Genomic DNA, 24,824 nt, shown 5'->3' on the forward strand with positions numbered 1-24,824 from the left:
CATTATGTAAAGGATTTTAATCCATTCAATATGAATTACAGCTTCACTTTATATAAAATAAAGGAGAATTATATGCCAGAAGGAAAAATTGTAAAAGCTCTAAGTGGGTTTTATTATGTGCAGCATGAAGAAGGGGTTACACAATGTCGCGGGCGTGGTGTGTTTAGAAAAAATAAAATTACACCATTGGTAGGAGACCAAGTTGTCTTTCAAGCAGATAATCCAAGTGAAGGATACGTGCTTGAAGTATTTGATCGAAAAAATGAACTTGTTAGACCTCCTATTGCTAATGTTGATCAAGCAATTCTCGTTTTTTCTGCAGTAGAACCAGATTTTAATCCGGGACTATTAGATCGATTTTTAGTGCTGATTGAATATCATAATATTAAGCCGATTATTTGCATTAGTAAGATGGATTTAGTGGATGAAAAAATGAGAGCGACTGTCGAATCTTATGCAAGTGACTATCGTGAGATGGGATATGATGTATTATTTACTTCTATCAACACTTCGGAAAGTATTGATATTTTAAAGCCATTCTTAGAAGGTTGTGTTTCTGTCGTTGCAGGACAATCTGGTGTTGGGAAATCTTCTATGCTGAACGTTTTACGTCCAGAATTAGAACTGAAAACGAATGATATTTCCTCGCATTTAGGACGCGGAAAACATACGACAAGACACGTGGAATTAATTGCGATTGGAAGTGGACTAGTTGCAGATACACCTGGTTTTAGTTCACTTGATTTCATAGATATTGAAGTAGAAGATCTTACATATTGTTTTCCAGAGTTGAAAGAAGCGAGCCAATACTGTAAATTTAGAGGGTGTACACATCTTTCTGAACCGAAATGTGCTGTGAAGGCAGCGGTTGAAGAAGGGAAGATTACAGAATATCGTTATAAGAATTACAAACAATTCGTAGAAGAAATTAGAGAGAGAAAGCCGAGGTATTAGTTATGATTAAAATTGCACCATCGATTTTATCAGCAGATTTTTCAAAATTAGGGGAAGAGATTAAAGATGTAGAAAAAGGCGGAGCGGATTACATTCACGTCGATGTAATGGATGGACATTTCGTACCAAATATTACGATTGGACCATTAATTGTAGAGGCGATCCGCCCGATTACATCGTTACCGTTAGATGTACATTTAATGATTGAAAATCCTGATAACTATATTCCAACTTTCGCAAAAGCGGGAGCAGATATTATTACTGTTCATGTAGAGGCGTGCCCTCATCTGCATCGTACAATTCAGTTAATTAAATCTCATGGCATTAAAGCGGGAGTTGTATTAAATCCGCATACGCCAGTTTCAACGATTGAGCATGTATTAGAGGATATCGATATGGTATTACTTATGACAGTAAACCCTGGATTTGGCGGACAGAAATTTATTCATTCTGTATTGCCGAAAATTAAACAAGTTGCAGAAATGGTTAAAGAGCGCAATCTAGACGTAGAAATTGAAGTTGATGGTGGTGTAAACGCTGAAACAGCAAGACTTTGTGTGGAAGCAGGAGCAAATGTACTTGTAGCTGGATCAGCAGTATACAATCAAAAAGACCGCGGTGAAGCAATTCGTGTCATTCGTGGATAATGAATGAGCGAGTCTTTATCCCAGTGAATCTTCTAGTGTAGTAAGTTTTCACTATTTATTAAGGATAGAGAAAAAATATGTAAAAAGGCAATCTACCGAATGGCAGATTGCCTTTTTACAATAGAAGGGGAAGGAAACATGATTATTCATATTTTAGCGGGAGGTCCTGCGGAATATTGTGCAGATTTTTCTCGATATGAAAATGAGAAAGTAGTGTGGGCGGCAGTTGATAGAGGAGTATATCGTTTATTAAAAGGCGGAATTACTCCAACTGTTGCGTTTGGAGATTACGACTCGGTTACTGAAGAGGAATTAGTATGGATGGGGCAGCAAACAAATGACTTACATATTGTTCCTCGTGAAAAAGATCAAACGGATTTAGAAATTGCGATTAACTGGGCGTTAGAACAAAATCCGACATTGATTCGTATTTTTGGTGCTACCGGCGGAAGGTTAGATCACGGTTTAGCAAATATACAGATGCTTTTAAAAGGATTAGAAGTCGAGATAGAAATGTGCATTGTCGACAATAAAAATGAAATAAGCGTAAAAAAAGTGGGTACACATATAATTGAAGAAAATAAAAATTTCCCTTATGTATCTTTCGTGCCAGTTACTGAAATAGTGGAAGGGATTACATTACTTGGTTTTAAGTATCCGCTAACTAACAAAACAATAGAGTGGGGATCGACACTTTGTATTAGTAACGAACTCGTTAAGGAAAAAGGTACTTTTTCATTTACTTCTGGCATATTAATGGTGATAAGAAGCACTGATTAAAGAAACAATTTTGCTCCTTACATCATATAGTGAACAAGTGGAGTAATGGGGATTAGGAGGGAAACCATGAGATTTTATACAATTAAGTTACCTAAATTTCTTGGTGGAATTGTTCGTGCCATGTTAAATACCTTCAAAAAAGATTAAAAAAAGCACCTATTACCGGTGCTTTTTTCATTGGTATAGTAAAAAAAGAGCCTAGCGGCTCTTTTTTTTATTATTAAACACGTTCGATTTTGCCAGATTTTAATGCTCTAGCAGAAACGTAAACACGTTGAACTTTTCCGTCGATGCGTACGCGAACTTTTTGAAGGTTAGCGCCCCACTTACGTTTTGTAGCGTTCATTGCGTGAGAACGAGAGTTACCAGAACGAGCTTTTCTTCCAGTAATAGCACAAACACGAGCCATTTATATTTCCCTCCCTTGATACCTTACCATACGTAATTTTTCAATGTTAGTCTTTTATGCGATGCTAAAAACACTACTATAATTTAACACAACTAAAAAGAGAATGCAACACTGTAGAAAAAAGAAATCAAGAAAAATTACTTGACACTATATGTCAATGAAGAAAAGTTGAAATCAAGAAAAATTGCTTGACATATTATAGTGATACATGTTGTATAATAACAATGGACTATTTTGCTCATCATAAAAAATGTGATTTAAAACATAAAATATGAGAGTGAAAAGAAAGAACGATGGAATTTTCTTTAAAAAGATTATATGATAGTAACTAAAGTAGTCTAACTCACTTTCACCATTTATGAAGGGGGAAAACGAGATGTCAATTGAAATTAAAACGAAGTACGGTCAAATTGATATTAGTACAGATGTAATTGCAACAATTGCTGGAGGTGCCGCGGTAGATTGCTACGGTATCGTAGGTATGGCATCAAAAAATCAGTTAAAAGATGGATTAACAGACATTTTACGAAAAGAAAACTTCACTAGAGGTGTTATCGTTCGTAAAGATGAAGATGAAGTACATATTGATATGTATATTATTGTGAGCTATGGTACGAAAATTTCAGAAGTAGCACATAACGTGCAGACGAAAGTGAAATATACATTAGATCAAACTGTAGGACTAGCAGTAGATTCTGTAAACATCTACGTACAAGGAGTTAAAGTAATAAACTTGTAATGTGCATTAAGGAGGAAAATCTGTGTCAATTCAAAAAATTGATGGAAAACGTTTATCACAAATGATCATTCAAGGAGCGAATAATTTAACAAATAATGTTCAGCTTGTTGATGCATTAAACGTATTTCCAGTTCCAGATGGCGATACCGGTACAAACATGAACTTATCTATGACTTCAGGCGCACGTGAAGTGAAAGCAAATCCTTCACAACATGCTGGTAAAGTCGGCGTAAGTTTAGCCAAAGGATTATTAATGGGAGCTCGTGGTAACTCTGGAGTTATTTTATCTCAGTTATTCCGTGGTTTCTCAAAATCCATTGAACAAAAAGAAGAATTAACAACAGTTGATTTTGCTGCAGCTTTAGAAGCTGGAGTAGAGGCGGCTTACAAAGCGGTTATGAAACCGATTGAAGGAACGATTTTAACGGTTGCAAGAGAAACGGGTAAATATGCAGTAACAGTTGCGAAAAAACAGCGCGACTTTGTTTTGTTTATGGAAGACGTTGTGAAAGAAGCGAATGCATCGTTAAATCGTACGCCAGATTTATTACCTGTATTAAAACAAGTTGGCGTTGTAGATAGCGGTGGTAAAGGTCTTGTAGTAGTATACGAAGGATTTTTAGCTGACTTAAAAGGAGAAACGATTTCTTCTGATGCACCTGCCCAACCATCTATGAATGAGATGGTACGAGCAGAACATCACCGTAGTGTACAAAGCCAATTGAGTACAGAAGATATTAAGTATGGATATTGTACGGAGTTCATGGTGAAATTAGAGGCTGAAAAAGTGAAAGAGCATAATTTCTCTGAACAAAAATTCCGTGAAGATATTAGTGTGTATGGTGATTCTCTATTAGTTGTATCTGATGATGAAATTGTAAAAGTTCATATCCATGCAGAGCATCCTGGAGACGCTATGAACTACGGACAACGTTACGGTAGTTTAATCAAGATTAAAGTAGAGAATATGCGTGAACAGCATACTGCTTTATTAGATGAGCCTGCTATGATGCCTGAGCCAATTAGCCAGTCAAAAGAGAAGCAACCATATGGTATCGTAACTGTAGCTATGGGATCTGGTATTAAAACTCTATTTGAGAGCATTGGCGCGACGAAAGTTATCGAAGGTGGCCAAACGATGAATCCAAGTACGGAGGATATTGTGAAGGCGATTGAAGAAGCGAACGCTGAAAAAATCATTATTTTACCGAATAACGGAAATATCGTGATGGCCGCAGAACAAGCAGCGTCAGTTGTGGATCAAGAAGTGATTGTAGTTCGTTCAAAAACAGTTCCTCAAGGTATGGCTGCAATGTTAGCATTTAATCCAGTTGGAACGTTAGAAGAAAATGAAGAAAACATGAAAGAAGCTTTATCTCATGTGAAAACTGGTCAAATTACGTATGCTGTACGTGATACGGAAATTGATGGTGTAGCAATTCAAAAAGATGACTTCATGTGTATTGCAGATGGAAAAATCGTATCAACAAATGCAGACAAAGTAGGAGCTGCAAAGCAATTACTAGAAGCACTTATTGATGAAGATTCTGAAATCGTGACGATTCTACAAGGTGAAGATGCAACTGATGAAGAAGTAGCTGAGTTAGTTGAATTTGTAGAAGAGAAATTTGAAGATGCAGAAGTAGAAGTACATGCTGGAAACCAACCGGTATATTCTTTCATCTTCTCTGTAGAATAAGAAAAATTCGTTTTGAAAATAAATGGATTAATTACTTGCTAATGGATAAGAAGTAGTAATATGAAGTTTATTACTAGTTTTTATTCAAAAGGCTAGCATATTGAAGATAAAAAAGAGCCTTGCTGCTAATAGTGAGGCTCTTTTCTTTCGTGTTGCTTATGAGGTATTTGAGTAGTTTCTCTTAGAATGCCTATGATAGAATATATAAGGTGAAAGAGAGCGATTACAGATGTCAATCGTGTTAATTGATAAAGTATCGAAGAAAATAATGTGACGGAGCGTGAGAATTTTGAATGAAGTTGTACAAGTTCCTGTTACGGATGTAAAGGGAATCGGAGGAGAAACATCTGAATTACTACACGAGATGGGAATTTATACAGTTTCTCATCTATTAGAACATTTTCCGTACCGTTATGAAGATTATGCGATGAAAGATCTTGCTGAAGTCAAGCATGATGAACGTGTAACAGTTGAGGGGAAAGTTCATAGTGCTCCTTTACTGCAATATTATGGGAAGAAAAAGTCGCGACTTACGGTTCGTGTCCTCGTCGGTCGCTATTTAATTACAGCTGTATGTTTTAATAGACCGTATTATAAGCAGAAGTTAACTTTAGATGAAACGGTAACGATAACAGGTAAATGGGATCAGCACCGTCAAACGATTGCGGTATCTGAGCTTCATTTTGGACCTGTTGTACGTCAACAAGAAGTTGAACCTGTATACTCAGTGAAGGGGAAACTTACAGTAAAACAGATGCGCCGCTTTATCGCACAAGCGTTAAAGGAGTATGGAGACTCTATAGTCGAAGTGTTGCCTGATGGATTGTTAAGTCGATATAAATTACTGCCACGTTATGAAGCGCTCAAGGCGTTGCATTTCCCGGCAGGGCAGGAAGATTTAAAACAAGCGCGTCGCCGTTTTGTATATGAGGAATTTTTCTTATTTCAGTTGAAAATGCAAACATTACGGAAAATGGAGAGGGAAAATTCGAAGGGGATGAAAAAAGAAATTCCTTTAGCAAAATTGCAAGAGTTTATCGATGCACTTCCGTTTCCGTTAACTGGCGCGCAACGCCGTGTTGTGGATGAAATTATGAAAGATATGACATCTCCTTATCGAATGAATCGTTTGTTACAAGGTGATGTAGGTTCTGGTAAAACGGTGGTTGCAGCAATTGGTCTTTATGCAGCGAAATTAGCACATTATCAAGGTGCTTTAATGGTTCCTACAGAAATTTTAGCAGAACAACATTATCAATCGCTTGCAGAGACGTTCTCGCACTTTGGTATGAAAGTTGAATTATTAACAAGTTCAGTTAAAGGCGCGAGACGTCGAGAGATTTTGGCGAAATTAGAACAAGGAGAAATAGATGTCCTTGTTGGAACACATGCTTTAATTCAAGATGAAGTTATCTTTCATAGGTTAGGTCTCGTTATTACTGATGAACAACATCGATTTGGTGTAGCGCAGCGACGAGTTTTAAGGGAAAAAGGTGAAAGTCCAGACGTATTATTTATGACAGCAACACCAATTCCACGTACGCTAGCAATTACTGCATTTGGAGAGATGGATGTTTCTATAATCGATGAGATGCCAGCTGGTAGAAAGGTAATTGAAACATACTGGGCAAAACATGATATGTTAGATCGAGTTCTCGGTTTTGTGGAGAAGGAGATAAAAAAAGGAAGACAAGCATATGTTATTTGTCCCCTTATTGAAGAATCAGAGAAACTTGATGTGCAAAATGCAATCGACTTACATAGCATGCTGACTCATCATTATCAAGGGAAATGTCAAGTTGGATTAATGCATGGGAGATTATCATCTCAAGAAAAAGAAGAGATAATGGGACAATTTAGTGAAAATAAAGTGCAAATTCTTGTATCGACAACAGTTGTTGAAGTAGGTGTGAACGTACCGAATGCGACTGTAATGGTTATTTATGATGCGGAGCGTTTCGGTTTATCGCAGCTTCATCAGCTGAGAGGGCGTGTTGGTCGTGGTAGTGAACAGTCGTATTGCTTATTAATCGCGGATCCAAAATCGGAAACGGGAAAAGAGCGAATGCGTATTATGACCGAAACGAATGATGGATTTGTATTGTCAGAAAAAGATTTAGAGTTAAGAGGTCCTGGAGATTTCTTTGGAAGTAAGCAAAGTGGTTTACCAGAATTTAAGGTTGCTGATATGGTACATGATTATCGAGCGTTAGAAACAGCTAGACAAGATGCGGCGTTACTAGTAGATTCAGAAGCGTTTTGGCATAATGATCAATATGCTTCGCTGCGTACGTATCTAGACGGAACGGGTGTGTTCCAGGGAGAGAAGCTCGATTAAAGGGAGGCAACGAAAGTTTTTGTTGCATTCTACTTTTAATGATTATATACTACTGTTAGTACCTAGTCATAAAAATGGATGGTGCGGTATGAAAAAAAGAAGAAGTAAAAAAGAAAGACAAGAATTATTACAACAAACTATAGAAACGAATCCTTTTATTACGGATGAAGATTTAGCAGAAACATTTCAAGTGAGTATACAAACTGTACGTCTTGATCGTATGGAATTATCTATTCCTGAATTAAGAGAAAGAATTAAACATGTAGCTACAAAGCAACATGAAGAAGATGTGAAATCTTTACCGTTAGAAGAGGTTGTCGGAGAAATTATCGATATAGAATTAGATAGACATGCGATTTCTATCTTTGAAGTGAAGGTAGAACACGTATTTAAAAGAAATCAAATTGCTCGTGGGCATCATTTGTTTGCACAAGCAAACTCACTAGCTGTTGCGGTTATTGATGAAGAATTAGCTTTAACTGCAAAGTCTACCATTCGATACATTCGTCCTGTAAAATTAGGGGAGCGTGTCGTTGCGAAAGCGCGCGTTGAAGATGTAGAGAATGATAAAGGACGGACGGTTGTCAAAGTGCGAAGCTTTGTTGGAGAAGAACTTGTTTTTACAGGCACTTTTGAAATGTATCGATCTAGTAATTATAGTGAGGAAGGTAACAACTTATGAAAATCGCAATAGATGCAATGGGCGGCGATCATGCTCCGAAGGCTGTCGTACTAGGAGCAATGAAAGCTATTAAGGAATATTCTGATTTACATATTACGTTAGTAGGGAAAGAAGAGGAAATTCGTCAATACTTAACGAGTGAAGAGCGAATTACAATACTTCATACAGATGAAAAAATCGAATCGACAGATGAACCAGTAAGAGCGGTTCGTCGAAAAAAACAAGCTTCAATGGTACTAGCGGCGCAGCAAGTGAAAGACGGTGTAGCGGATGCTTGTATATCAGCTGGTAGTACAGGAGCTTTAATGGCGGCTGGATTGTTTGTTGTAGGTCGTATGGAAGGAATTGAGCGACCAGCTTTATCCCCTACAATGCCAACTGTTGATGGAGAAGGTTTTGTTATGTTAGATGTTGGAGCGAACGTTGATGCAAAACCAATTCATTTATATCAATATGCAGTAATGGGATCTGTATACGCAGAGAAAGTAAGAGGAATTAAAAATCCTCGTGTTGGACTTTTAAACGTTGGAACAGAGGACGGCAAAGGGAATGAACTTTCAAAACAAGTCTTTGCAATGCTTAAGGATGCCCCGATTAATTTTGTTGGGAACGTTGAATCAAGAGATTTATTACAAGGTGTAGCAGATGTTGTTGTATGTGATGGTTTTACAGGCAATGTAGCGCTGAAATCATTAGAAGGAACAGCGCTTGCATTATTCTCTATGTTAAAAGAGCAGTTAATGAGTTCGTTTACGAGCAAATTAGCAGCAGCGGTATTAAAACCAAAACTTATGGTATTAAAAGATAAAATGGATTATTCGGAGTATGGAGGGGCGGCATTATTTGGATTGAAAGCTCCTGTCATTAAGGCTCACGGTTCTTCCAATGATCAATCGATATTTAGTGCGATTCGTCAAACGAGAGAAATGGTAGCGAAAGAAGTTATTCCTACTATTTCAAGCGTAATGGAGAAAGAGCCACTCCAATAAGAGGAGGATTTGAAATGGGAAAACTAGCATTTCTTTTTCCGGGCCAAGGTTCACAGGCAGTTGGAATGGGTAAACAGTTAGCAGAGAATAATAAAGAGGTTGCAAATGTATTTGCAAAAGCAGATGAGGTGTTGCAAGATTCACTTTCGGAAGTGATTTTTGAAGGACCGCAGGAAAAGCTTACGTTAACGACAAATGCGCAGCCTGCCTTATTAACAACGAGTTTTGCTATTTTGACAGCTTTGAAAGAGTATGATATTACACCAGACTTTGTCGCAGGACATAGTTTAGGTGAATATAGCGCTCTTGTGGCAGCGGGTGCAATAACTTTTGAAGATGCTGTATATGCTGTAAGGAAACGTGGGGAATATATGGAAGAAGCTGTTCCTGGCGGAGAAGGTGCAATGGCGGCTATTTTAGGTGCTGATCCACATATGCTGAAACAAGTTACAGAAGAAGTAACAAGTGAAGGATATGCAGTACAAATTGCTAATATGAATAGTACGAAGCAAATTGTGATTTCTGGAACAAAGCAAGGAGTCGAGATTGCTTCTCAAAGAGCGAAAGAAAATGGTGCAAAGAGAGCTGTTCCGCTCAAGGTAAGTGGACCGTTCCATTCTTCGCTTATGAAGCCAGCGGCGGAGAAATTCCAAAGTGTCTTAAATGAAATTACAATTCAAGATACGAATATTCCGGTTATTGCAAATGTAACAGCGGACGTTATTACAAGTGGTGCACATATTCAAGAAAAGTTAATCGAGCAGCTCTATTCGCCTGTCTTATGGTACCCATCTATTGAATATATGGTGAATCAAGGGGTAGATACATTTATTGAGATTGGACCTGGGAAAGTACTTGCTGGACTTATGAAGTCGATTGATTCATCAGTGAAAGCATATGCGATATACGATGAAGAAACATTGAAAGATACCATTTCAAATTTGAGAGGAGAAAACTGATGTTAAAAGGGAAAGTAGCATTAGTAACGGGTGCTTCACGTGGAATTGGTCGTGCGATTGCGATTGATTTAGCGAAACAAGGGGCAAATGTTGTAGTAAATTATGCAGGTAATGAGCAAAAGGCAAATGAAGTAGTTGATGAAATCAAGAAATTAGGTTCGGATGCAATTGCAGTAAGAGCAGATGTTGCAAATGCTGAAGACGTTACAAATATGGTGAAACAAACTGTAGATACATTTGGACAAGTTGATATTCTTGTAAATAATGCAGGTGTAACAAAAGATAATGTATTAATGCGTATGAAAGAAGAAGAATGGGATACAGTTATTAATACAAACTTAAAAGGTGTATTCTTATGTACGAAGGCAGTATCTCGATATATGATGCGTCAACGTCATGGACGTATTGTTAATATCGCTTCTGTTGTTGGGGTAACGGGTAATCCAGGACAAGCAAACTATGTTGCTGCTAAAGCAGGTGTAATTGGATTAACAAAAACATCAGCAAAAGAGTTAGCGAGCCGTAATATTACTGTAAATGCAATTGCTCCTGGATTTATTGCGACAGATATGACAGACGTATTAGATGAAAATATAAAAGCTGAAATGTTAAAATTAATTCCTGCAGCTCAGTTTGGTGAAGCGCAAGATATCGCGAATGCTGTAACGTTTTTTGCTTCTGATCAAAGCAAATATATTACAGGTCAAACGTTAAATGTTGATGGCGGTATGGTAATGTAATAAAAGAATTGATTTCAACTAGTTTTTTTGGCTAATATTTAATATAATATTTGAGGGGAGGTGAATGGAATGGCAGATGTTTTAGAGCGTGTAACAAAAATCATCGTTGATCGTTTAGGTGTAGAAGAAACTGAAGTAGTACCAGCTGCGAGCTTTAAAGAAGATTTAGGTGCAGACTCCCTAGATGTAGTAGAACTTGTAATGCAATTGGAAGATGAATTCGAAATGGAAATTTCTGATGAAGATGCTGAAAAGATTGCTACTGTTGGCGATGCTGTGACTTACATAGAGAGTCATCTATAATGCTTAAGTGAAGTCCCGTTTTTTAGCGGGGCTTCTCGGCTTATATCTGGAGGGACCTATGCCGTACCGAAAACATAGAGAAAAAAAATACGAAACAAAATATCGTGAAGCGTTTAAAGTATTTCAAGAAGAGATAGGTATTACGTTTTCAGATGAAAAATTATTGATTCAAGCATTTACGCATTCATCGTATGTGAATGAGCATCGAAAAAAACCACATGAAGACAATGAGCGTCTCGAATTTCTTGGAGATGCAGTATTGGAACTTACTGTGTCGCAGTATCTGTTTCAAAAATATCCGACAATGAGCGAAGGAGAGTTAACAAAACTACGAGCAGCTATTGTATGTGAACCATCTCTTGTTCGTTTTGCAAACGAGTTGTCATTTGGTAGCCTTGTTTTATTAGGGAAAGGTGAGGAAATGACAGGTGGACGTGAACGACCAGCTTTATTAGCGGATGTCTTTGAAGCGTTTATTGGTGCCCTTTATCTTGATCAAGGGTTAGAAACAGTATGGGGCTTCTTAAAAGAAATTGTATACCCTAAAATTAATGAAGGTGCTTTTTCTCATGTGATGGATTATAAGAGTCAATTACAAGAGTTGATTCAGCGTGATGGTAGTGGCAATATTGAGTATCAAATTTTGCAAGAAAAAGGACCAGCTCACAATCGAGAATTTGTGTCACGTGTTACGTTAAATAACGTGGCTTTAGGTCTTGGTAGTGGCAAGTCGAAAAAAGAAGCAGAGCAACAAGCTGCTGCAGAAGCGTTGAAAAAGTTAAAAGAACAACTATAAGGAATCCCCCTTTGAATGAGGGGGATTCCTTGTGCATAGAATGAAACTTTCCTTTCGTTTGTAAATGAAAGGAAAGGAAATCCGTATAATAGTTTGTTTTTGTATAAACAACATTTATGGCAACGGAGAATAGGAGGAAGGCCTTTCGTGTTTTTAAAAAGATTAGAAATAGCAGGATTTAAGTCTTTTGCTGAGCGTGTATCTGTTGATTTCGTCCCAGGTGTAACGTCTGTAGTAGGACCTAATGGAAGCGGGAAAAGTAATATTACTGATGCCATTCGCTGGGTACTTGGTGAACAATCGGCAAAATCATTACGTGGTGCAAAGATGGAAGATATTATTTTTGCAGGTAGTGATACGAGGAGAGCAGTTAATGTTGCTGAAGTAACGATAACTTTAAATAATGAAGATCAACGTTTGCCGATTGAATATAATGAGGTGTGTGTAACGCGTCGTGTATCTCGTTCTGGTGATAGTGATTTTTATATTAATAAACAATCATGTAGATTGAAAGATATTATCGATTTATTTATGGACTCTGGTATGGGAAGAGAAGCTTTCTCGATTATTAGCCAGGGGAAAGTTGAAGAGATTTTAAGTAGTAAATCGGAAGAACGTCGTGGTGTATTTGAGGAAGCGGCAGGAGTGCTGAAATACAAACTTCGTAAAAAGAAAGCTGAAGGGAAATTAGCAGACACACAAGAAAACTTAAATCGTGTACAAGATATAATTCACGAATTAAGTAGTCAAGTAGAGCCTTTAGAAAGACAAGCTTCTATTGCGAAAGATTATCTGGAGAAGAAAGAAGAGTTAGAGAAAGTAGAAGCGGCGCTTATTGTACATGAAATTGAAGAATTACATGAGAAATGGGAAGCGCTTCGAAATCAGTTTGGGCATAATAAAGACGAAGAAGCGAAAATGTCAACGCATTTACAAAAAGATGAAGAAGAGCTAGAGGAATTACGAGGTCAATTGCAAGCAGTAGATGAGTCTGTAGATTCCTTGCAAGAAGTACTTCTTCTTTCTAGTAAAGAACTAGAAAAGTTAGAAGGGCAGCGTGAACTATTAAAAGAGAGAAAGCAAAATGCAACGACGCATTGTGCGCAACTCGAACAGTTAATTGTTGAATTAACAGCGAAAGCTACAAGTTATGATGGTGAAATAGAATCAAGTACAGAAGTGTTGATGCAGTTTGTAAATCAAGTAAAAGAGTTGGAAACGAAATTGCATGATAATGAGCAATTGCTTGCAACGTTTGCTGACAATTTAGAGGAACAAATTGAGAATTTAAAAGGTGACTATATTGAACTTTTAAATCAACAAGCTAGTCATCGTAATGAATTATCTATGATTGAAGAACAATCTAAACAACAAAACTCTAAAAATGAACGCCTCGATGAAGAAAATGCGAAATATGTAGAAATGCGTATGGAAATTACAGCGAAAAAGACGAAACTTGTGGAAAGTTATGAACAAGTGAAAGAAAAAGTAGCTGGAATCCTTTCGCATATACAAAAGACAGAAGCAGCACTTGGGAAATGCAAGACGCAGTATAGTGAAAACGAAACAAAACTGTATCAAGCGTATCAATTTGTACAACAGGCACGTTCTCGAAAAGAAATGCTAGAAGAGATGCAAGAAGATTACTCTGGTTTCTATCAAGGGGTACGTGAAGTATTAAAAGCTAGAGAAAATAGGTTGCAAGGTATCGAGGGTGCTGTTGCAGAACTGCTAACGGTACCGAAAGAATATGAAGTTGCAATGGAAATTGCTCTAGGTGCAGCGATGCAACATATTGTCGTACAAAAAGAAGAGAATGCTCGTAATGCAATTGCATTTTTAAAACAAAATAAACATGGACGAGCAACGTTTTTACCACAAGCTGTTATTAAAGGTAGATCGTTATCATTTGAGCAATTGCGTATTGTAAATCAACATCCATCGTTTGTAGGTGTAGCAGCAGAACTTGTGCAATATAACAATAAATATGAAAATGTAGTTTCGAATTTATTAGGTACTGTTATTGTTGCAAAAGATTTACGCGGGGCAAATGAGTTGGCGAAACAACTACAATACCGTTATCGCATTGTGACAATCGAAGGTGATGTAGTAAACCCTGGCGGTTCTATGACAGGTGGAGCAGTAAAACAGGCGAAATCTTCTTTATTAGGGCGTCAACGTGAGTTAGAAGAGTGGACGAATAAGTTAAATGATATGGAAGAAAAAACGACGAAGTTAGAAAACTTTGTTAAAGCAGTAAAGCAAGAAATTCAAGAAAAAGAAGTGCAAATACGCGAACTAAGACAAAGTGTAGAGGTAGAGCGTGTAGATGAACAGAAATTAAGAGAAGAAATTAGCCGCTTGGAATTAGAAGAACATCGTATTAATGATCGTTTATCTATTTATGATTTAGAGATTGAAGGGTTCTTGCAAGATCAAGTGAAAATGCAAGGGCGTAAAGAAGAATTAGAAAAGATTTTAGCGACTCTTCAAGCTGAGATTACGGAATTAGATGGCAAAATTGCAGCTTTAACAAAACAAAAAAGCGAGCAGCATTCTTCAAAAGAAAAAGTTCAAAAAGAAATGACTGAGTTAAAAGTGTTGGCAGCTGAAAAGCAACAACGCTTATCTAATCAAAAAGAAAAAGTAGAACGATTGACGAAGGAAAAAGAAGAAACGGATGCAACGCTTCTCAAAACAAAAGAGGATTTAGCATTCTTAAAACAAGAAATGACATCGAATTCAAGTGGTGAAGAGCAAATTACGAATATGATTGAGAAGAAAGCATATGATCGTAATCAAACTTCAGAGTTAATTCGCTCTCGTCGAGAACAACGTGTATCGTTACAAGAGAGAGTAGAACATTTAGAGCGTAATTTGAAAGAAACGACAGGTAAACATAAATATATTCTTGAAATGTTGAAAGATCAAGAAGTAAAAATTAACCGACTTGATGTAGAGTTAGAAAATAGATTACAACATTTACGTGAAACATATACAATTTCATTTGAAGCGGCAAAACTGAAGTATACAATGGTGATGCCTGCCGAGGATGCGCGTAAAAAGGTGAAACTAATTAAACTATCCATCGAAGAGCTAGGCACAGTAAATCTAGGCGCAATTGAAGAGTATGAGCGTGTAGCAGAGCGTCATACGTTCTTACTAGAGCAAAAAGAAGACCTAGAAGAAGCGAAAACGACATTGCACCAACTGATTACTGAAATGGATGAAGAAATGAAAAAACGCTTCTCTACAACGTTTGAAGGAATTCGAATGGAGTTTCAATCGGTATTCTCTGAATTATTCGGAGGCGGTAGAGCGGATTTAGTCATGACAAATCCAGAGGACTTATTAAATACGGGTATTGATATCGTAGCACAACCGCCAGGAAAGAAACTGCAAAATTTAGGTTTACTTTCAGGGGGAGAGCGTGCTTTAACAGCAATTGCGCTTTTATTTGGTATTTTAAAAGTGCGCCCAGTCCCATTCTGTGTACTAGATGAGGTAGAGGCTGCTCTTGACGAGGCAAATGTTGCCCGTTTTGCCCAGTATTTAAAGAAATTTAGTGATGAGACACAGTTTATTGTAATTACACATAGAAAAGGTACAATGGAAGAGTCTGACGTATTGTACGGCGTAACGATGCAAGAGTCAGGGGTATCTAAACTTGTCTCGGTTCGTTTAGATGATGGAGAAGAACTAGTTGCAAGCAAATAGGAAGGATGGGACAGTATGAGCTTTTTTAAAAAACTAAAAGAAAAAATTTCAAAACAAACAGATACGGTAACAGAGAAGTTTAAACAAGGATTAGAAAAAACGAGAAATTCATTTGCGGATAAAGTAAATGATTTAGTCTTTCGTTACCGTAAAGTAGATGAAGATTTCTTCGAAGAACTAGAAGAAATTTTAATCGGCGCGGATGTTGGCGTTTCAACAGTGATGGAATTAATCGATCAATTGAAAGAAGAAGTGCAACGCCGTAACATTCAAGATCCAAGAGAAGTACAAGCTGTTATCTCAGAAAAACTAATAGAAATTTATAAAGGCGACAGCGATTTTACTAATGAAATTAATATGCAAAAAGATGGCTTGACAGTTGTTTTATTTGTTGGTGTTAATGGTGTAGGTAAAACGACGACAATTGGTAAGATGGCTCATAAGTTTAAATCAGAAGGTAAGTCTGTCTTATTAGCAGCAGGAGATACGTTCCGTGCTGGAGCGATTGAACAATTAGAAGTATGGGGCGATCGCGTTGGTGTAGACGTGATTAAACAAGGATCAGGGTCTGATCCAGCAGCAGTTATGTATGATGCTGTACAAGCTGCAAAAGCACGTAACGTAGACGTATTACTATGTGATACAGCAGGACGTTTACAAAATAAAGTGAACTTAATGAAAGAGTTAGAGAAAGTAAAGCGTGTAATTGAGCGTGAAGTACCAGGGGCTCCTCATGAAGTATTACTTGTTATTGATGCTACAACAGGACAAAACGGTTTAAGTCAAGCGAAAACATTCCGTGAAGCAACGAATGTTACTGGTATTGTTTTAACGAAGTTAGATGGAACTGCTAAAGGTGGTATTGTAGTAGCGATTCGTAACGAAATGGATGTACCAGTGAAATTTGTTGGATTAGGAGAGCAAATGGATGATCTGCAACAGTTCGATCCAGAACAATATGTGTATGGTTTATTTGCGAACTTAGTAGAAACAGAAGAAGTATAAGTGAAAGAAGCGGTATTTTCCGCTTCTTTTTCTATAAAAATATGTGATGTTAAGAAAAAAACTTGACACTCTTTTGTACTCCATGTAAACTAATTCATGTAAAGGGAAATCACTTAACAAAGGATGATCCAACATGCTCGAAAAAACAACGAGAATGAACTATTTATTTGATTTTTATCAATCGTTGTTAACGCAAAAACAAAGAAGTTATATGTCGCTTTATTATCTAGATGATTTATCTCTTGGTGAAATTGCGGAAGAATTTGATGTAAGTCGCCAAGCCGTGTATGATAACATTAAACGGACTGAAGCGATGCTTGAAGAATATGAAGAAAAATTAGTATTACTTCAAAAGTTTCAAGAGCGACAGCGACTTGTTGCAAAGCTAAAACAGCTAATCAGCGAAGAAGAGCATGTGAATAAAGAAATGAAACAAGTTGTTGAAGCTATCGAAAAATTAGATTAGGAGGGCGGCAATATGGCATTTGAAGGATTAGCCGACCGACTTCAACAGACGATGCAAAAAATCCGCGGCAAAGGAAAAGTTTCTGAAGCCGATGTGAAAGAAATGATGAGAGAAGTTCGTCTAGCTCTTTTAGAAGCAGACGTTAACTTTAAAGTAGTAAAAGATTTTGTAAAGCGTGTGTCTGAACGTGCTGTCGGACAAGATGTAATGAAAAGTTTGACACCTGGACAACAAGTAATTAAAGTTGTACAGGAAGAACTTACAGAACTTATGGGCGGAGAGCAAAGCAAAATTGCTGTTGCTAATAAGCCACCGACTGTTATTATGATGGTTGGTCTGCAAGGTGCAGGTAAAACAACGACGACAGGTAAGCTTGCGAATTTGCTTCGTAAAAAGCATAATCGTAAACCAATGCTTGTTGCAGCGGATATTTACCGTCCTGCAGCGATTAAACAGCTTGAAACATTAGGGAAGCAATTGGACATGCCTGTATTCTCTTTAGGAGATCAAGTAAGTCCTGTTGAAATTGCGAAACAAGCGATTGCAAAAGCAAAAGAAGATCATCACGATTATGTTTTAATCGATACAGCAGGTCGCCTGCATATTGATGAAGAACTAATGGATGAATTAGCGAAAGTGAAAGAAATTGCGAAACCGGATGAAATTTTCCTTGTTGTCGATGCGATGACGGGACAAGACGCGGTAAATGTTGCACAAAGTTTCCATGAACAGTTAGGTTTAACTGGGGTTGTATTAACGAAATTAGATGGTGACACGCGCGGTGGTGCGGCATTATCTATTAAAGCTGTTACAAATACACCAATTAAATTTGCTGGTATGGGTGAAAAACTAGATGCACTTGAAGCGTTCCATCCAGAACGTATGGCATCCCGTATTTTAGGGATGGGAGACGTCTTAACATTAATTGAAAAAGCGCAAGCTACAGTTGATGAAGAGAAAGCAAAAGAACTTGAGCAAAAAATGCGTACGCTTTCGTTTACGCTTGACGATTTCCTAGAACAACTTGGACAAGTGCGTCAACTTGGACCGCTTGATGAATTGTTAGGAATGCTTCCTGGTGCAAATAAAATTAAAGGGCTGAAAAATGCGCAAGTTGATGAAAAACAAATTGGGCATATTGAGGCAATTATTCGTTCTATGACTAAATTAGAGCGAGAACAACCGGAAATAATCAATGCTAGTCGCAAAAAGCGCATTGCCAAAGGTAGCGGTACAACCGTACAAGAAATCAATCGTTTAATCAAGCAATTTGATGATATGAAAAAGATGATGAAAACGATGACTGGAATGCAAAAAGGTAAGAAAAAAGGACTAGGTGGATTGAAGTTTCCATTCATGTAAGGAAAAAAGATGGCTCTGTTAAGAAAAAATACTTTACAAAGCAATAGTCTTTTTGCTAATATAATTATCTGTGTGAAATAAATTCGGAGGTGCTTTATAAATGGCAGTTAAAATTCGTTTAAAACGTATGGGAGCTAAAAAAACTCCTTTCTATCGTGTAGTTGTTGCAGATTCTCGTTCTCCTCGTGACGGACGTTTCATTGAGGAAATCGGTACTTACAATCCGGTTGCTCAACCAGCTGAAGTTAAGATCAACGAAGAAGCAGCATTAAAATGGTTAGGAAATGGTGCTAAACCATCTGATACAGTTCGTAACTTATTCTCTAACCAAGGTATCATGGAGAAATTCCACTTATCTAAACAAGGTAAGTAATTGAGGCAATGACTATGAAGAAGTTAGTCGAGACGATTGTCAAGCCTCTTGTCGATCATCCTGAAGATGTAAATGTTACACAGGAACTTTACAACGGAGAGATCAAGTATCGATTAACTGTACATCCTGAGGATGTTGGAAAAGTCATTGGAAAGCAAGGGAAAGTTGCGAAAGCAATTCGAATGCTCTTGTATTCAGTGGGACATCATAATGATGAAAAAGTAACACTGGAAATTCAATAAACGTAAAAAGGGCGAGGAGTTATTCCTCTCCCTTTTTTAACATTTAAAGAGAAGTTGCATGTTCCATATGTGAAATGGAGATGCTTAATTTATATAGAAACCAGGGGTGACATACTATTTATGACAAAATGGTTTAACGTAGGGAAAATTGTAAATACTCATGGCGTAAGAGGAGAAATTCGTGTTATTTCTCGTACTGATTTTCCAGAAGAGCGATATAAAGTAGGAAACACGTTATACATAAGCAATGAGAAAGGTACAGATTATCTTCCGGTAAAGGTAACATCTCATCGCAAACATAAGACATTTGATTTATTAACACTTGAAGGATACAACAATGTAGATGAAGTAGAGAAGTTCAAAGGTTCTTTAATAAAAGTACCAGAAGAGCAGTTAGGCGAACTAGCTGAAGGCGAATACTACTACCATGAAATTATTGGATGCAGCGTTGTAACGGAAGAAGGAGAAGCGTTAGGAACGATAAAAGAAATTTTATCTCCTGGTGCCAATGATGTTTGGGTAATTAAACGTCCAAAAGGTCAAGATCTGTTAATTCCTTATATTGATGATGTTGTACTTCAAGTTAATATTGAGAATAAATTAGTAACCATTCATGTAATGGAAGGGCTGCTATAATGAAGATTGACATTTTAACATTGTTTCCAGATATGTTTACAGGTGTGTTTGGATCTTCAATTTTAAAGAAAGCACAAGAAAAAGAAGCGGTAGAGCTTCGTGTTGTTAATTTCCGCGACTATACAACGAGTAAGCATAATAGCGTAGATGATTATCCGTATGGTGGTGGTGCTGGGATGGTACTAACCCCTCAGCCTATCTTTGATGCAGTGGAAGAGTTAACGAAGGAAACAGAACGTAAACCGAGAGTTGTCTTAATGTGTCCACAAGGAGAGCGTTTTACGCAGAAGAAGGCAGAAGAGCTTGCTGAAGAAGAGCATGTTATTTTTGTATGTGGTCATTATGAAGGGTACGATGAACGAATTCGTGAACATCTCGTAACAGATGAAATTTCTATCGGCGACTACGTATTAACGGGTGGAGAGTTAGCCTCTATGGTTATCACTGATAGTGTCGTACGTCTCTTGCCAGGGGTACTAGGAAATCATGCTTCACAAGTCGAGGATTCGTTTAGTACAGGTTTATTAGAGCACCCTCATTATACACGTCCAGCTGATTTTCGTGGAATGAAGGTACCGGATGTATTAATGTCAGGAAATCATAAAAATATTGATGAATGGCGCCATAAAGAATCACTACGTCGTACGTACACGCGTAGACCGGATTTACTGGAAGAACGAGAATTGTCTAAGCAAGAAAAGAAATGGCTAGAACAGATTAAAGAAGGCAAATAAGGGCTTGATATATTTTCTATTGCAACAGTCCTAGCAATATGCTATTATAACACTTGTGCTGCTGAAATCAGTGGCCGTATTAACGATGTTCCGCTGTAATTTATTAAGACTTTATAAGAGCATCTGTTTAAAGGAGAGAATTTAATATGCAACAATTAATCGCAGAAATTACAAAAGGCCAATTAAAAACTGACCTTCCTTCATTCCGTCCTGGAGACACTTTACGTGTACACGTAAAAGTAGTTGAGGGAACTCGTGAAAGAATTCAGCTTTTCGAAGGTGTTGTAATTAAACGTCGTGGTGGCGGAATCAGTGAAACATTCACAGTTCGTAAGATTTCTTACGGTGTAGGTGTTGAGCGTACATTCCCAGTTCACACGCCAAGAATCGCGAAAATCGAAGTACTTCGCCGTGGTAAAGTACGTCGTGCTAAGTTATACTACTTACGTAACCTTCGCGGTAAAAAAGCACGTATTAAAGAAATTCGATAAGACATGTATGGGAGCTTGTAAATGCACAAGCTCCCTTTTTCCAATCTATATAAAATTTTGATATAATACGAGCAGCTTACATAATCGTGTGGAGGAGAAAAGCATGAAGAAAGAAAAGAGTTCACTTTGGGAATGGATCAAGGCAATTTTGATTGCTGTTGTATTAGCAGGTGTTATTAGACAGTTTTTCTTTGCGCCAATTCTCGTAGATGGAGTATCGATGGCATCTACTTTACATGATCGCGATCGAATGATTGTCAATAAAATTGGTTATCACATAGGAGACCCGAAACGATTTGATATTATTGTATTCCGAGCAACGGAAGATAAGGATTATATTAAGCGTATTATCGGCCTTCCAGGCGATGAAATAGAGTATCGTAATGATAAACTGTATGTAAACGGAAAGGCTTATGAGGAGCCGTATTTAGACAAGCAGAAAAAGCAACTTGCTGATGGGCCGCTTACATATGATTTTACTCTTGAAGAAATGACAGGGAAGAAAACTGTTCCAGAAGGTCAGTTATTTGTTTTAGGTGATAATCGTCGTTTTAGTAAAGATAGCCGTTCGATTGGTACAATTTCAATGGACCAAGTAATCGGAAAAGCAAATATACTATATTGGCCGTTAAAAGACGCTCGTATTGTGAAATAAAAGAAAAAGAAGGTGGCAACATGGTAATTCAATGGTTCCCGGGACATATGGCAAAGGCTAGACGCCAAGTAACAGAAAAATTAAAGTTAATTGATGTTGTAATTGAGCTTGTAGATGCTCGATTACCTTTATCTTCTCGAAATCCTATGATTGATGAGATTATTACACATAAGCCGAGGCTTGTTGTTTTAAATAAAGCAGATATGGCAGATGATCGTTTAACAAAGCAATGGATCGCATATTTTAAAGAAAAAGGCCATATGGCAATTTCAATTAACGCACAAGCCGGACAAGGTATGAAGGAAATTGCGGCGGCTTGTAAAGTGTTAGTGAAAGAGAAATTTGATAAAATGGTTGCAAAAGGTATTAGACCGAGAGCGATTCGTGCATTAATCGTAGGTATACCGAATGTTGGTAAATCTACATTAATTAATAAATTAGCAAAGAAAAATATTGCTAAAACAGGAGATCGTCCTGGTGTGACAACAGCTCAACAATGGATTAAAGTTGGGAAAGAAATGGAACTGTTAGATACACCTGGTATTTTATGGCCTAAATTTGAAGATCAATTAGTGGGTCTTCGATTAGCGACAACAGGCGCAATTAAAGATTCAATTTTAAATTTGCAAGATGTTGCTGTTTACGCACTACGTTTTATGGAGAAACATTATCCAGAACGTTTGAAAGAGCGATATAATTTAAATGAGATTCCGGAAGATATTGTGGAGTTATTCGATGCAATTGGAAAAAATAGAGGCTGTTTAATGGGCGGCGGAATGATTGATTATGATAAAACATCTGAACTTGTACTTCGTGAGCTTCGTGGTGGAAAACTTGGAAAAATGACGTTTGAAACACCAGAAGAGTTTGCAGAGCAAACAGAAGATGCAGAAAAAGTAGAAGAAGTATAAGACGTGCGTTTGTACGTCTTTTCTTTTTTGTATATAAAAGGGAGTGGCATGAATGCAAAAAGTGACTATTCAAGAAGCGGAACATTTACTGCAAGAAATTATAAGTGAAGAGGACGACCGTTTTCGAAGTTTAATGAAAGATGAGCGAAAAGGGGTGCAAAAGCTCATTTTGAAGTGGTATAAACAAAAAGAGTTAGCGCAAAAGGAAAAAGAAAAATTTTTAGAAATGTCTAAGTATGAAAATGCGTTACGTGAAAAAGGTCTCACATATATCGCAGGTATAGATGAAGTAGGTCGTGGACCGCTAGCTGGGCCTGTTGTGACGGCAGCTGTTGTCCTTCCGGAAGATTTTTATATTCCAGGGTTAAATGATTCGAAAAAGCTGAGTGAGGCGAAGCGAGAGCGTTTTTATGATGAGATTAAAGCACAAGCAATTGCCATTGGAGTTGGAATTGTATCACCGCAAGTGATTGATGAGATAAACATTTATCAAGCGACGAAACAAGCGATGTTAGATGCTGTTGCGAATTTATCTTGTACACCAGAATATTTATTAATTGATGCGATGAAACTCCCTACACCAATTCCGCAAACATCTATCATTAAAGGTGATGCGAAAAGCATTTCTATTTCAGCTGCATCCATTATTGCGAAAGTAACGAGAGATCGTATGATGAAAGAGCTTGGAGAAAAGTATCCTACATATGGATTTGAACAACATATGGGATATGGCACAAAACAACATTTAGAAGCGATTGAAGCGCATGGAATATTAGAAGAACATCGAAAATCGTTTGCGCCAATTAAAGATATGATTCAAGAATAAGCTGCGAATATGCAGCTTATTTTTTTATTTTGGTATATGAACATTACTATTTTCAAAAAAGAATAAAGCGATTTCAGTTTTCTGACACTTTATTGTAGACAGCGTGCCAATCATCTTATACAATGGCAATGTAATGTTTTTTAAACATTAAAAAACTTTTCGAGTAAAACAGGAAAACAGGGGAGGATGGGACCATGAATATCCATGAGTACCAAGGTAAGGCAGTCCTTAGAAGCTATGGGGTTAGCGTTCCGAATGGGAAGGTTGCATTTACAGTAGAAGAAGCTGTAGAAGCAGCAAAAGAATTAGGAACGGATGTATGTGTAGTAAAAGCACAAATTCACGCTGGTGGACGCGGCAAAGCTGGCGGAGTAAAAGTTGCAAAAAATTTAGATGAAGTTCGTACATATGCAGAGAGCATTTTAGGAACTACACTTGTGACACATCAAACAGGTCCTGAAGGTAAGGAAGTAAAACGCTTACTTATCGAAGAAGGTTGCGATATTAAAAAAGAATATTATGTAGGTCTTGTATTAGACCGTGCAACTTCTCAAGTTGTTTTAATGGCGTCTGAAGAAGGCGGAACAGAAATTGAAGAAGTAGCAGAAAAAACACCTGAAAAAATCTTTAAAGAATATATCGATCCAGCAGTAGGCTTACAAGGCTTCCAAGCGCGCCGAATCGCATTTAACATCAATATTCCAAAAGAGCTTGTAGGACAAGCTGTGAAGTTTATGATGGGCTTATACCGTGCATTTATCGAAAAAGATTGCTCTATCGCAGAGATTAATCCACTTGTAACAACAGGTGACGGTAAAGTTATGGCATTAGATGCGAAATTAAACTTTGATTCTAATGCGTTATATCGCCATAAAGATATTTTAGAACTTCGCGATCTTGATGAAGAAGATGCAAAAGAGATTGAAGCTTCTAAATATGACTTAAACTACATTCCTTTAGATGGAAATATCGGTTGTATGGTTAATGGTGCAGGTTTAGCAATGGCTACAATGGATATTATTAAACATTACCATGGTGACCCAGCTAACTTCTTAGATGTTGGTGGCGGTGCAACAGCTGAAAAAGTTACAGAAGCATTCAAAATTATCCTTTCTGACAAAAATGTAAAAGGTATCTTCGTTAACATTTTTGGTGGCATTATGAAGTGTGATGTTATCGCAGAAGGTGTTATTGAAGCAACGAAACAAGTAGGTCTTGAATTACCTTTAGTTGTACGTCTTGAAGGTACAAACGTAGAGTTAGGTAAGAAAATTTTAAATGAGTCTGGTTTAAATATTGTTGCAGCAGAATCTATGGCAGACGGTGCACAAAAAATTGTTTCACTAGTGGGCTAATAGAAAGCGGGGGAGA

At 37.4% G+C, this 24,824-nt stretch carries 27 protein-coding genes; 26 read left to right on the plus strand and 1 reads right to left on the minus strand.

Annotated features, from left to right (window positions below):
- Positions 1-72 precede the first annotated feature (72 nt).
- The 4 genes from rsgA to spoVM all read left to right on the plus strand — a co-directional run bounded on the left by rsgA (position 73) and on the right by spoVM (position 2,528).
- Positions 73-954 carry a ribosome small subunit-dependent GTPase A gene (rsgA, locus tag AC3WTI_RS23495; protein WP_097840535.1) on the plus strand — a complete coding sequence of 294 codons (882 nt, stop codon included), beginning with the start codon at positions 73-75 and terminating at the stop codon, positions 952-954.
- Between the two features lie 2 nt (positions 955-956).
- The gene (gene rpe, locus AC3WTI_RS23500; protein WP_087958595.1) at positions 957-1,601 is read left to right on the plus strand and encodes a ribulose-phosphate 3-epimerase; all 645 of its coding nucleotides are present in this window, start codon (positions 957-959) and stop codon (positions 1,599-1,601) included.
- 99 nt (positions 1,602-1,700) lie between these two features.
- Entirely contained in the window at positions 1,701-2,381 is a 681-nt protein-coding gene (locus tag AC3WTI_RS23505) for a thiamine diphosphokinase (RefSeq protein ID WP_142305797.1), read from the plus strand.
- A gap of 66 nt (positions 2,382-2,447) precedes the next feature.
- The gene (spoVM, locus tag AC3WTI_RS23510) at positions 2,448-2,528 is read left to right on the plus strand and encodes a stage V sporulation protein SpoVM (protein WP_001213599.1); all 81 of its coding nucleotides are present in this window, start codon (positions 2,448-2,450) and stop codon (positions 2,526-2,528) included.
- 73 nt (positions 2,529-2,601) lie between these two features.
- Here the strand turns inward: spoVM and rpmB are convergent, their stop codons facing one another.
- Positions 2,602-2,790, minus strand: a complete 189-nt coding sequence (gene rpmB / locus AC3WTI_RS23515) for a 50S ribosomal protein L28 (protein ID WP_000124776.1) — start codon at positions 2,788-2,790, stop codon at positions 2,602-2,604.
- Positions 2,791-3,166: 376 nt separating this feature from the next.
- On the opposite strand from rpmB, the gene AC3WTI_RS23520 reads away from it, so the two are divergent.
- The 22 genes from AC3WTI_RS23520 (at position 3,167) to sucC (ending at position 24,808) form a co-directional block, all read left to right on the plus strand.
- Positions 3,167-3,529, plus strand: coding sequence for an Asp23/Gls24 family envelope stress response protein (locus tag AC3WTI_RS23520; protein ID WP_000021109.1), 363 nt, complete (start codon positions 3,167-3,169; stop codon positions 3,527-3,529).
- A gap of 22 nt (positions 3,530-3,551) precedes the next feature.
- Positions 3,552-5,228, plus strand: a complete 1,677-nt coding sequence (locus tag AC3WTI_RS23525) for a DAK2 domain-containing protein (protein WP_087958597.1) — start codon at positions 3,552-3,554, stop codon at positions 5,226-5,228.
- Between the two features lie 289 nt (positions 5,229-5,517).
- Positions 5,518-7,566, plus strand: coding sequence for an ATP-dependent DNA helicase RecG (gene recG / locus AC3WTI_RS23530; protein ID WP_097840533.1), 2,049 nt, complete (start codon positions 5,518-5,520; stop codon positions 7,564-7,566).
- Positions 7,567-7,654: 88 nt separating this feature from the next.
- A complete protein-coding gene (fapR, locus tag AC3WTI_RS23535) occupies positions 7,655-8,248 on the plus strand; it encodes a transcription factor FapR (protein ID WP_097840532.1) in 594 nt (197 codons plus the stop codon).
- Complete coding sequence (plsX, locus tag AC3WTI_RS23540; protein ID WP_000684108.1) at positions 8,245-9,237, plus strand: phosphate acyltransferase PlsX; 993 nt, start codon at positions 8,245-8,247, stop codon at positions 9,235-9,237. Before fapR ends, plsX begins: the two co-directional genes overlap by 4 nt.
- A 14-nt stretch (positions 9,238-9,251) precedes the next feature.
- Positions 9,252-10,196, plus strand: a complete 945-nt coding sequence (gene fabD, locus AC3WTI_RS23545; protein WP_087958600.1) for an ACP S-malonyltransferase — start codon at positions 9,252-9,254, stop codon at positions 10,194-10,196.
- Complete coding sequence (gene fabG / locus AC3WTI_RS23550) at positions 10,196-10,936, plus strand: 3-oxoacyl-[acyl-carrier-protein] reductase (protein ID WP_087958601.1); 741 nt, start codon at positions 10,196-10,198, stop codon at positions 10,934-10,936. Before fabD ends, fabG begins: the two co-directional genes overlap by 1 nt.
- Positions 10,937-11,005: 69 nt before the next feature.
- Entirely contained in the window at positions 11,006-11,239 is a 234-nt protein-coding gene (acpP, locus tag AC3WTI_RS23555; protein ID WP_000786062.1) for an acyl carrier protein, read from the plus strand.
- A gap of 58 nt (positions 11,240-11,297) precedes the next feature.
- Positions 11,298-12,035 carry a ribonuclease III gene (rncS, locus tag AC3WTI_RS23560; RefSeq protein WP_001146867.1) on the plus strand — a complete coding sequence of 246 codons (738 nt, stop codon included), beginning with the start codon at positions 11,298-11,300 and terminating at the stop codon, positions 12,033-12,035.
- A gap of 147 nt (positions 12,036-12,182) precedes the next feature.
- Entirely contained in the window at positions 12,183-15,752 is a 3,570-nt protein-coding gene (gene smc, locus AC3WTI_RS23565; protein WP_097840531.1) for a chromosome segregation protein SMC, read from the plus strand.
- A gap of 15 nt (positions 15,753-15,767) precedes the next feature.
- Complete coding sequence (gene ftsY / locus AC3WTI_RS23570) at positions 15,768-16,757, plus strand: signal recognition particle-docking protein FtsY (RefSeq protein ID WP_087958603.1); 990 nt, start codon at positions 15,768-15,770, stop codon at positions 16,755-16,757.
- Positions 16,758-16,890: 133 nt separating this feature from the next.
- Positions 16,891-17,223 carry a putative DNA-binding protein gene (locus AC3WTI_RS23575; protein ID WP_000891064.1) on the plus strand — a complete coding sequence of 111 codons (333 nt, stop codon included), beginning with the start codon at positions 16,891-16,893 and terminating at the stop codon, positions 17,221-17,223.
- Between the two features lie 12 nt (positions 17,224-17,235).
- On the plus strand, positions 17,236-18,585 hold the full coding sequence (gene ffh / locus AC3WTI_RS23580; RefSeq protein WP_087958604.1) for a signal recognition particle protein: 1,350 nt from the start codon (positions 17,236-17,238) through the stop codon (positions 18,583-18,585).
- Between the two features lie 100 nt (positions 18,586-18,685).
- The gene (gene rpsP / locus AC3WTI_RS23585) at positions 18,686-18,958 is read left to right on the plus strand and encodes a 30S ribosomal protein S16 (RefSeq protein WP_000268750.1); all 273 of its coding nucleotides are present in this window, start codon (positions 18,686-18,688) and stop codon (positions 18,956-18,958) included.
- A gap of 14 nt (positions 18,959-18,972) precedes the next feature.
- Positions 18,973-19,200, plus strand: coding sequence for a KH domain-containing protein (locus AC3WTI_RS23590; protein ID WP_087958605.1), 228 nt, complete (start codon positions 18,973-18,975; stop codon positions 19,198-19,200).
- 120 nt (positions 19,201-19,320) lie between these two features.
- Entirely contained in the window at positions 19,321-19,836 is a 516-nt protein-coding gene (gene rimM / locus AC3WTI_RS23595; protein ID WP_087958606.1) for a ribosome maturation factor RimM, read from the plus strand.
- Entirely contained in the window at positions 19,836-20,570 is a 735-nt protein-coding gene (trmD, locus tag AC3WTI_RS23600; protein ID WP_087958607.1) for a tRNA (guanosine(37)-N1)-methyltransferase TrmD, read from the plus strand. The genes rimM and trmD overlap by 1 nt, the downstream gene beginning before the upstream one ends.
- A gap of 146 nt (positions 20,571-20,716) precedes the next feature.
- The gene (rplS, locus tag AC3WTI_RS23605) at positions 20,717-21,061 is read left to right on the plus strand and encodes a 50S ribosomal protein L19 (RefSeq protein ID WP_001186516.1); all 345 of its coding nucleotides are present in this window, start codon (positions 20,717-20,719) and stop codon (positions 21,059-21,061) included.
- A 103-nt stretch (positions 21,062-21,164) separates the two neighbouring features.
- Complete coding sequence (gene lepB / locus AC3WTI_RS23610) at positions 21,165-21,716, plus strand: signal peptidase I (RefSeq protein ID WP_048530509.1); 552 nt, start codon at positions 21,165-21,167, stop codon at positions 21,714-21,716.
- A gap of 20 nt (positions 21,717-21,736) precedes the next feature.
- A complete protein-coding gene (gene ylqF, locus AC3WTI_RS23615) occupies positions 21,737-22,627 on the plus strand; it encodes a ribosome biogenesis GTPase YlqF (protein ID WP_016086602.1) in 891 nt (296 codons plus the stop codon).
- Positions 22,628-22,679: 52 nt separating this feature from the next.
- Positions 22,680-23,453 carry a ribonuclease HII gene (rnhB, locus tag AC3WTI_RS23620; protein ID WP_087958609.1) on the plus strand — a complete coding sequence of 258 codons (774 nt, stop codon included), beginning with the start codon at positions 22,680-22,682 and terminating at the stop codon, positions 23,451-23,453.
- Positions 23,454-23,647: 194 nt separating this feature from the next.
- Positions 23,648-24,808, plus strand: a complete 1,161-nt coding sequence (sucC, locus tag AC3WTI_RS23625; protein ID WP_001020785.1) for an ADP-forming succinate--CoA ligase subunit beta — start codon at positions 23,648-23,650, stop codon at positions 24,806-24,808.
- Positions 24,809-24,824: the final 16 nt, after the last annotated feature.

The organism is Bacillus sp. EB106-02-03-XG38, from assembly GCF_058792175.1.

Coding starts and splice junctions, on each gene's coding strand:
- rsgA (WP_097840535.1), top strand. CDS start 73: ATGCCAGAAGGAAAAATTGTAAAAGCTCTAAGTGGGTTTTATTATGTG.
- rpe (WP_087958595.1), top strand. CDS start 957: ATGATTAAAATTGCACCATCGATTTTATCAGCAGATTTTTCAAAATTA.
- AC3WTI_RS23505 (WP_142305797.1), top strand. CDS start 1,701: ATGGCAGATTGCCTTTTTACAATAGAAGGGGAAGGAAACATGATTATT.
- spoVM (WP_001213599.1), top strand. CDS start 2,448: ATGAGATTTTATACAATTAAGTTACCTAAATTTCTTGGTGGAATTGTT.
- rpmB (WP_000124776.1), bottom strand. CDS start 2,790: ATGGCTCGTGTTTGTGCTATTACTGGAAGAAAAGCTCGTTCTGGTAAC.
- AC3WTI_RS23520 (WP_000021109.1), top strand. CDS start 3,167: ATGTCAATTGAAATTAAAACGAAGTACGGTCAAATTGATATTAGTACA.
- fapR (WP_097840532.1), top strand. CDS start 7,655: ATGAAAAAAAGAAGAAGTAAAAAAGAAAGACAAGAATTATTACAACAA.
- plsX (WP_000684108.1), top strand. CDS start 8,245: ATGAAAATCGCAATAGATGCAATGGGCGGCGATCATGCTCCGAAGGCT.
- fabD (WP_087958600.1), top strand. CDS start 9,252: ATGGGAAAACTAGCATTTCTTTTTCCGGGCCAAGGTTCACAGGCAGTT.
- fabG (WP_087958601.1), top strand. CDS start 10,196: ATGTTAAAAGGGAAAGTAGCATTAGTAACGGGTGCTTCACGTGGAATT.
- acpP (WP_000786062.1), top strand. CDS start 11,006: ATGGCAGATGTTTTAGAGCGTGTAACAAAAATCATCGTTGATCGTTTA.
- rncS (WP_001146867.1), top strand. CDS start 11,298: ATGCCGTACCGAAAACATAGAGAAAAAAAATACGAAACAAAATATCGT.
- ftsY (WP_087958603.1), top strand. CDS start 15,768: ATGAGCTTTTTTAAAAAACTAAAAGAAAAAATTTCAAAACAAACAGAT.
- AC3WTI_RS23575 (WP_000891064.1), top strand. CDS start 16,891: ATGCTCGAAAAAACAACGAGAATGAACTATTTATTTGATTTTTATCAA.
- ffh (WP_087958604.1), top strand. CDS start 17,236: ATGGCATTTGAAGGATTAGCCGACCGACTTCAACAGACGATGCAAAAA.
- rpsP (WP_000268750.1), top strand. CDS start 18,686: ATGGCAGTTAAAATTCGTTTAAAACGTATGGGAGCTAAAAAAACTCCT.
- AC3WTI_RS23590 (WP_087958605.1), top strand. CDS start 18,973: ATGAAGAAGTTAGTCGAGACGATTGTCAAGCCTCTTGTCGATCATCCT.
- rimM (WP_087958606.1), top strand. CDS start 19,321: ATGACAAAATGGTTTAACGTAGGGAAAATTGTAAATACTCATGGCGTA.
- trmD (WP_087958607.1), top strand. CDS start 19,836: ATGAAGATTGACATTTTAACATTGTTTCCAGATATGTTTACAGGTGTG.
- rplS (WP_001186516.1), top strand. CDS start 20,717: ATGCAACAATTAATCGCAGAAATTACAAAAGGCCAATTAAAAACTGAC.
- lepB (WP_048530509.1), top strand. CDS start 21,165: ATGAAGAAAGAAAAGAGTTCACTTTGGGAATGGATCAAGGCAATTTTG.
- ylqF (WP_016086602.1), top strand. CDS start 21,737: ATGGTAATTCAATGGTTCCCGGGACATATGGCAAAGGCTAGACGCCAA.
- rnhB (WP_087958609.1), top strand. CDS start 22,680: ATGCAAAAAGTGACTATTCAAGAAGCGGAACATTTACTGCAAGAAATT.
- sucC (WP_001020785.1), top strand. CDS start 23,648: ATGAATATCCATGAGTACCAAGGTAAGGCAGTCCTTAGAAGCTATGGG.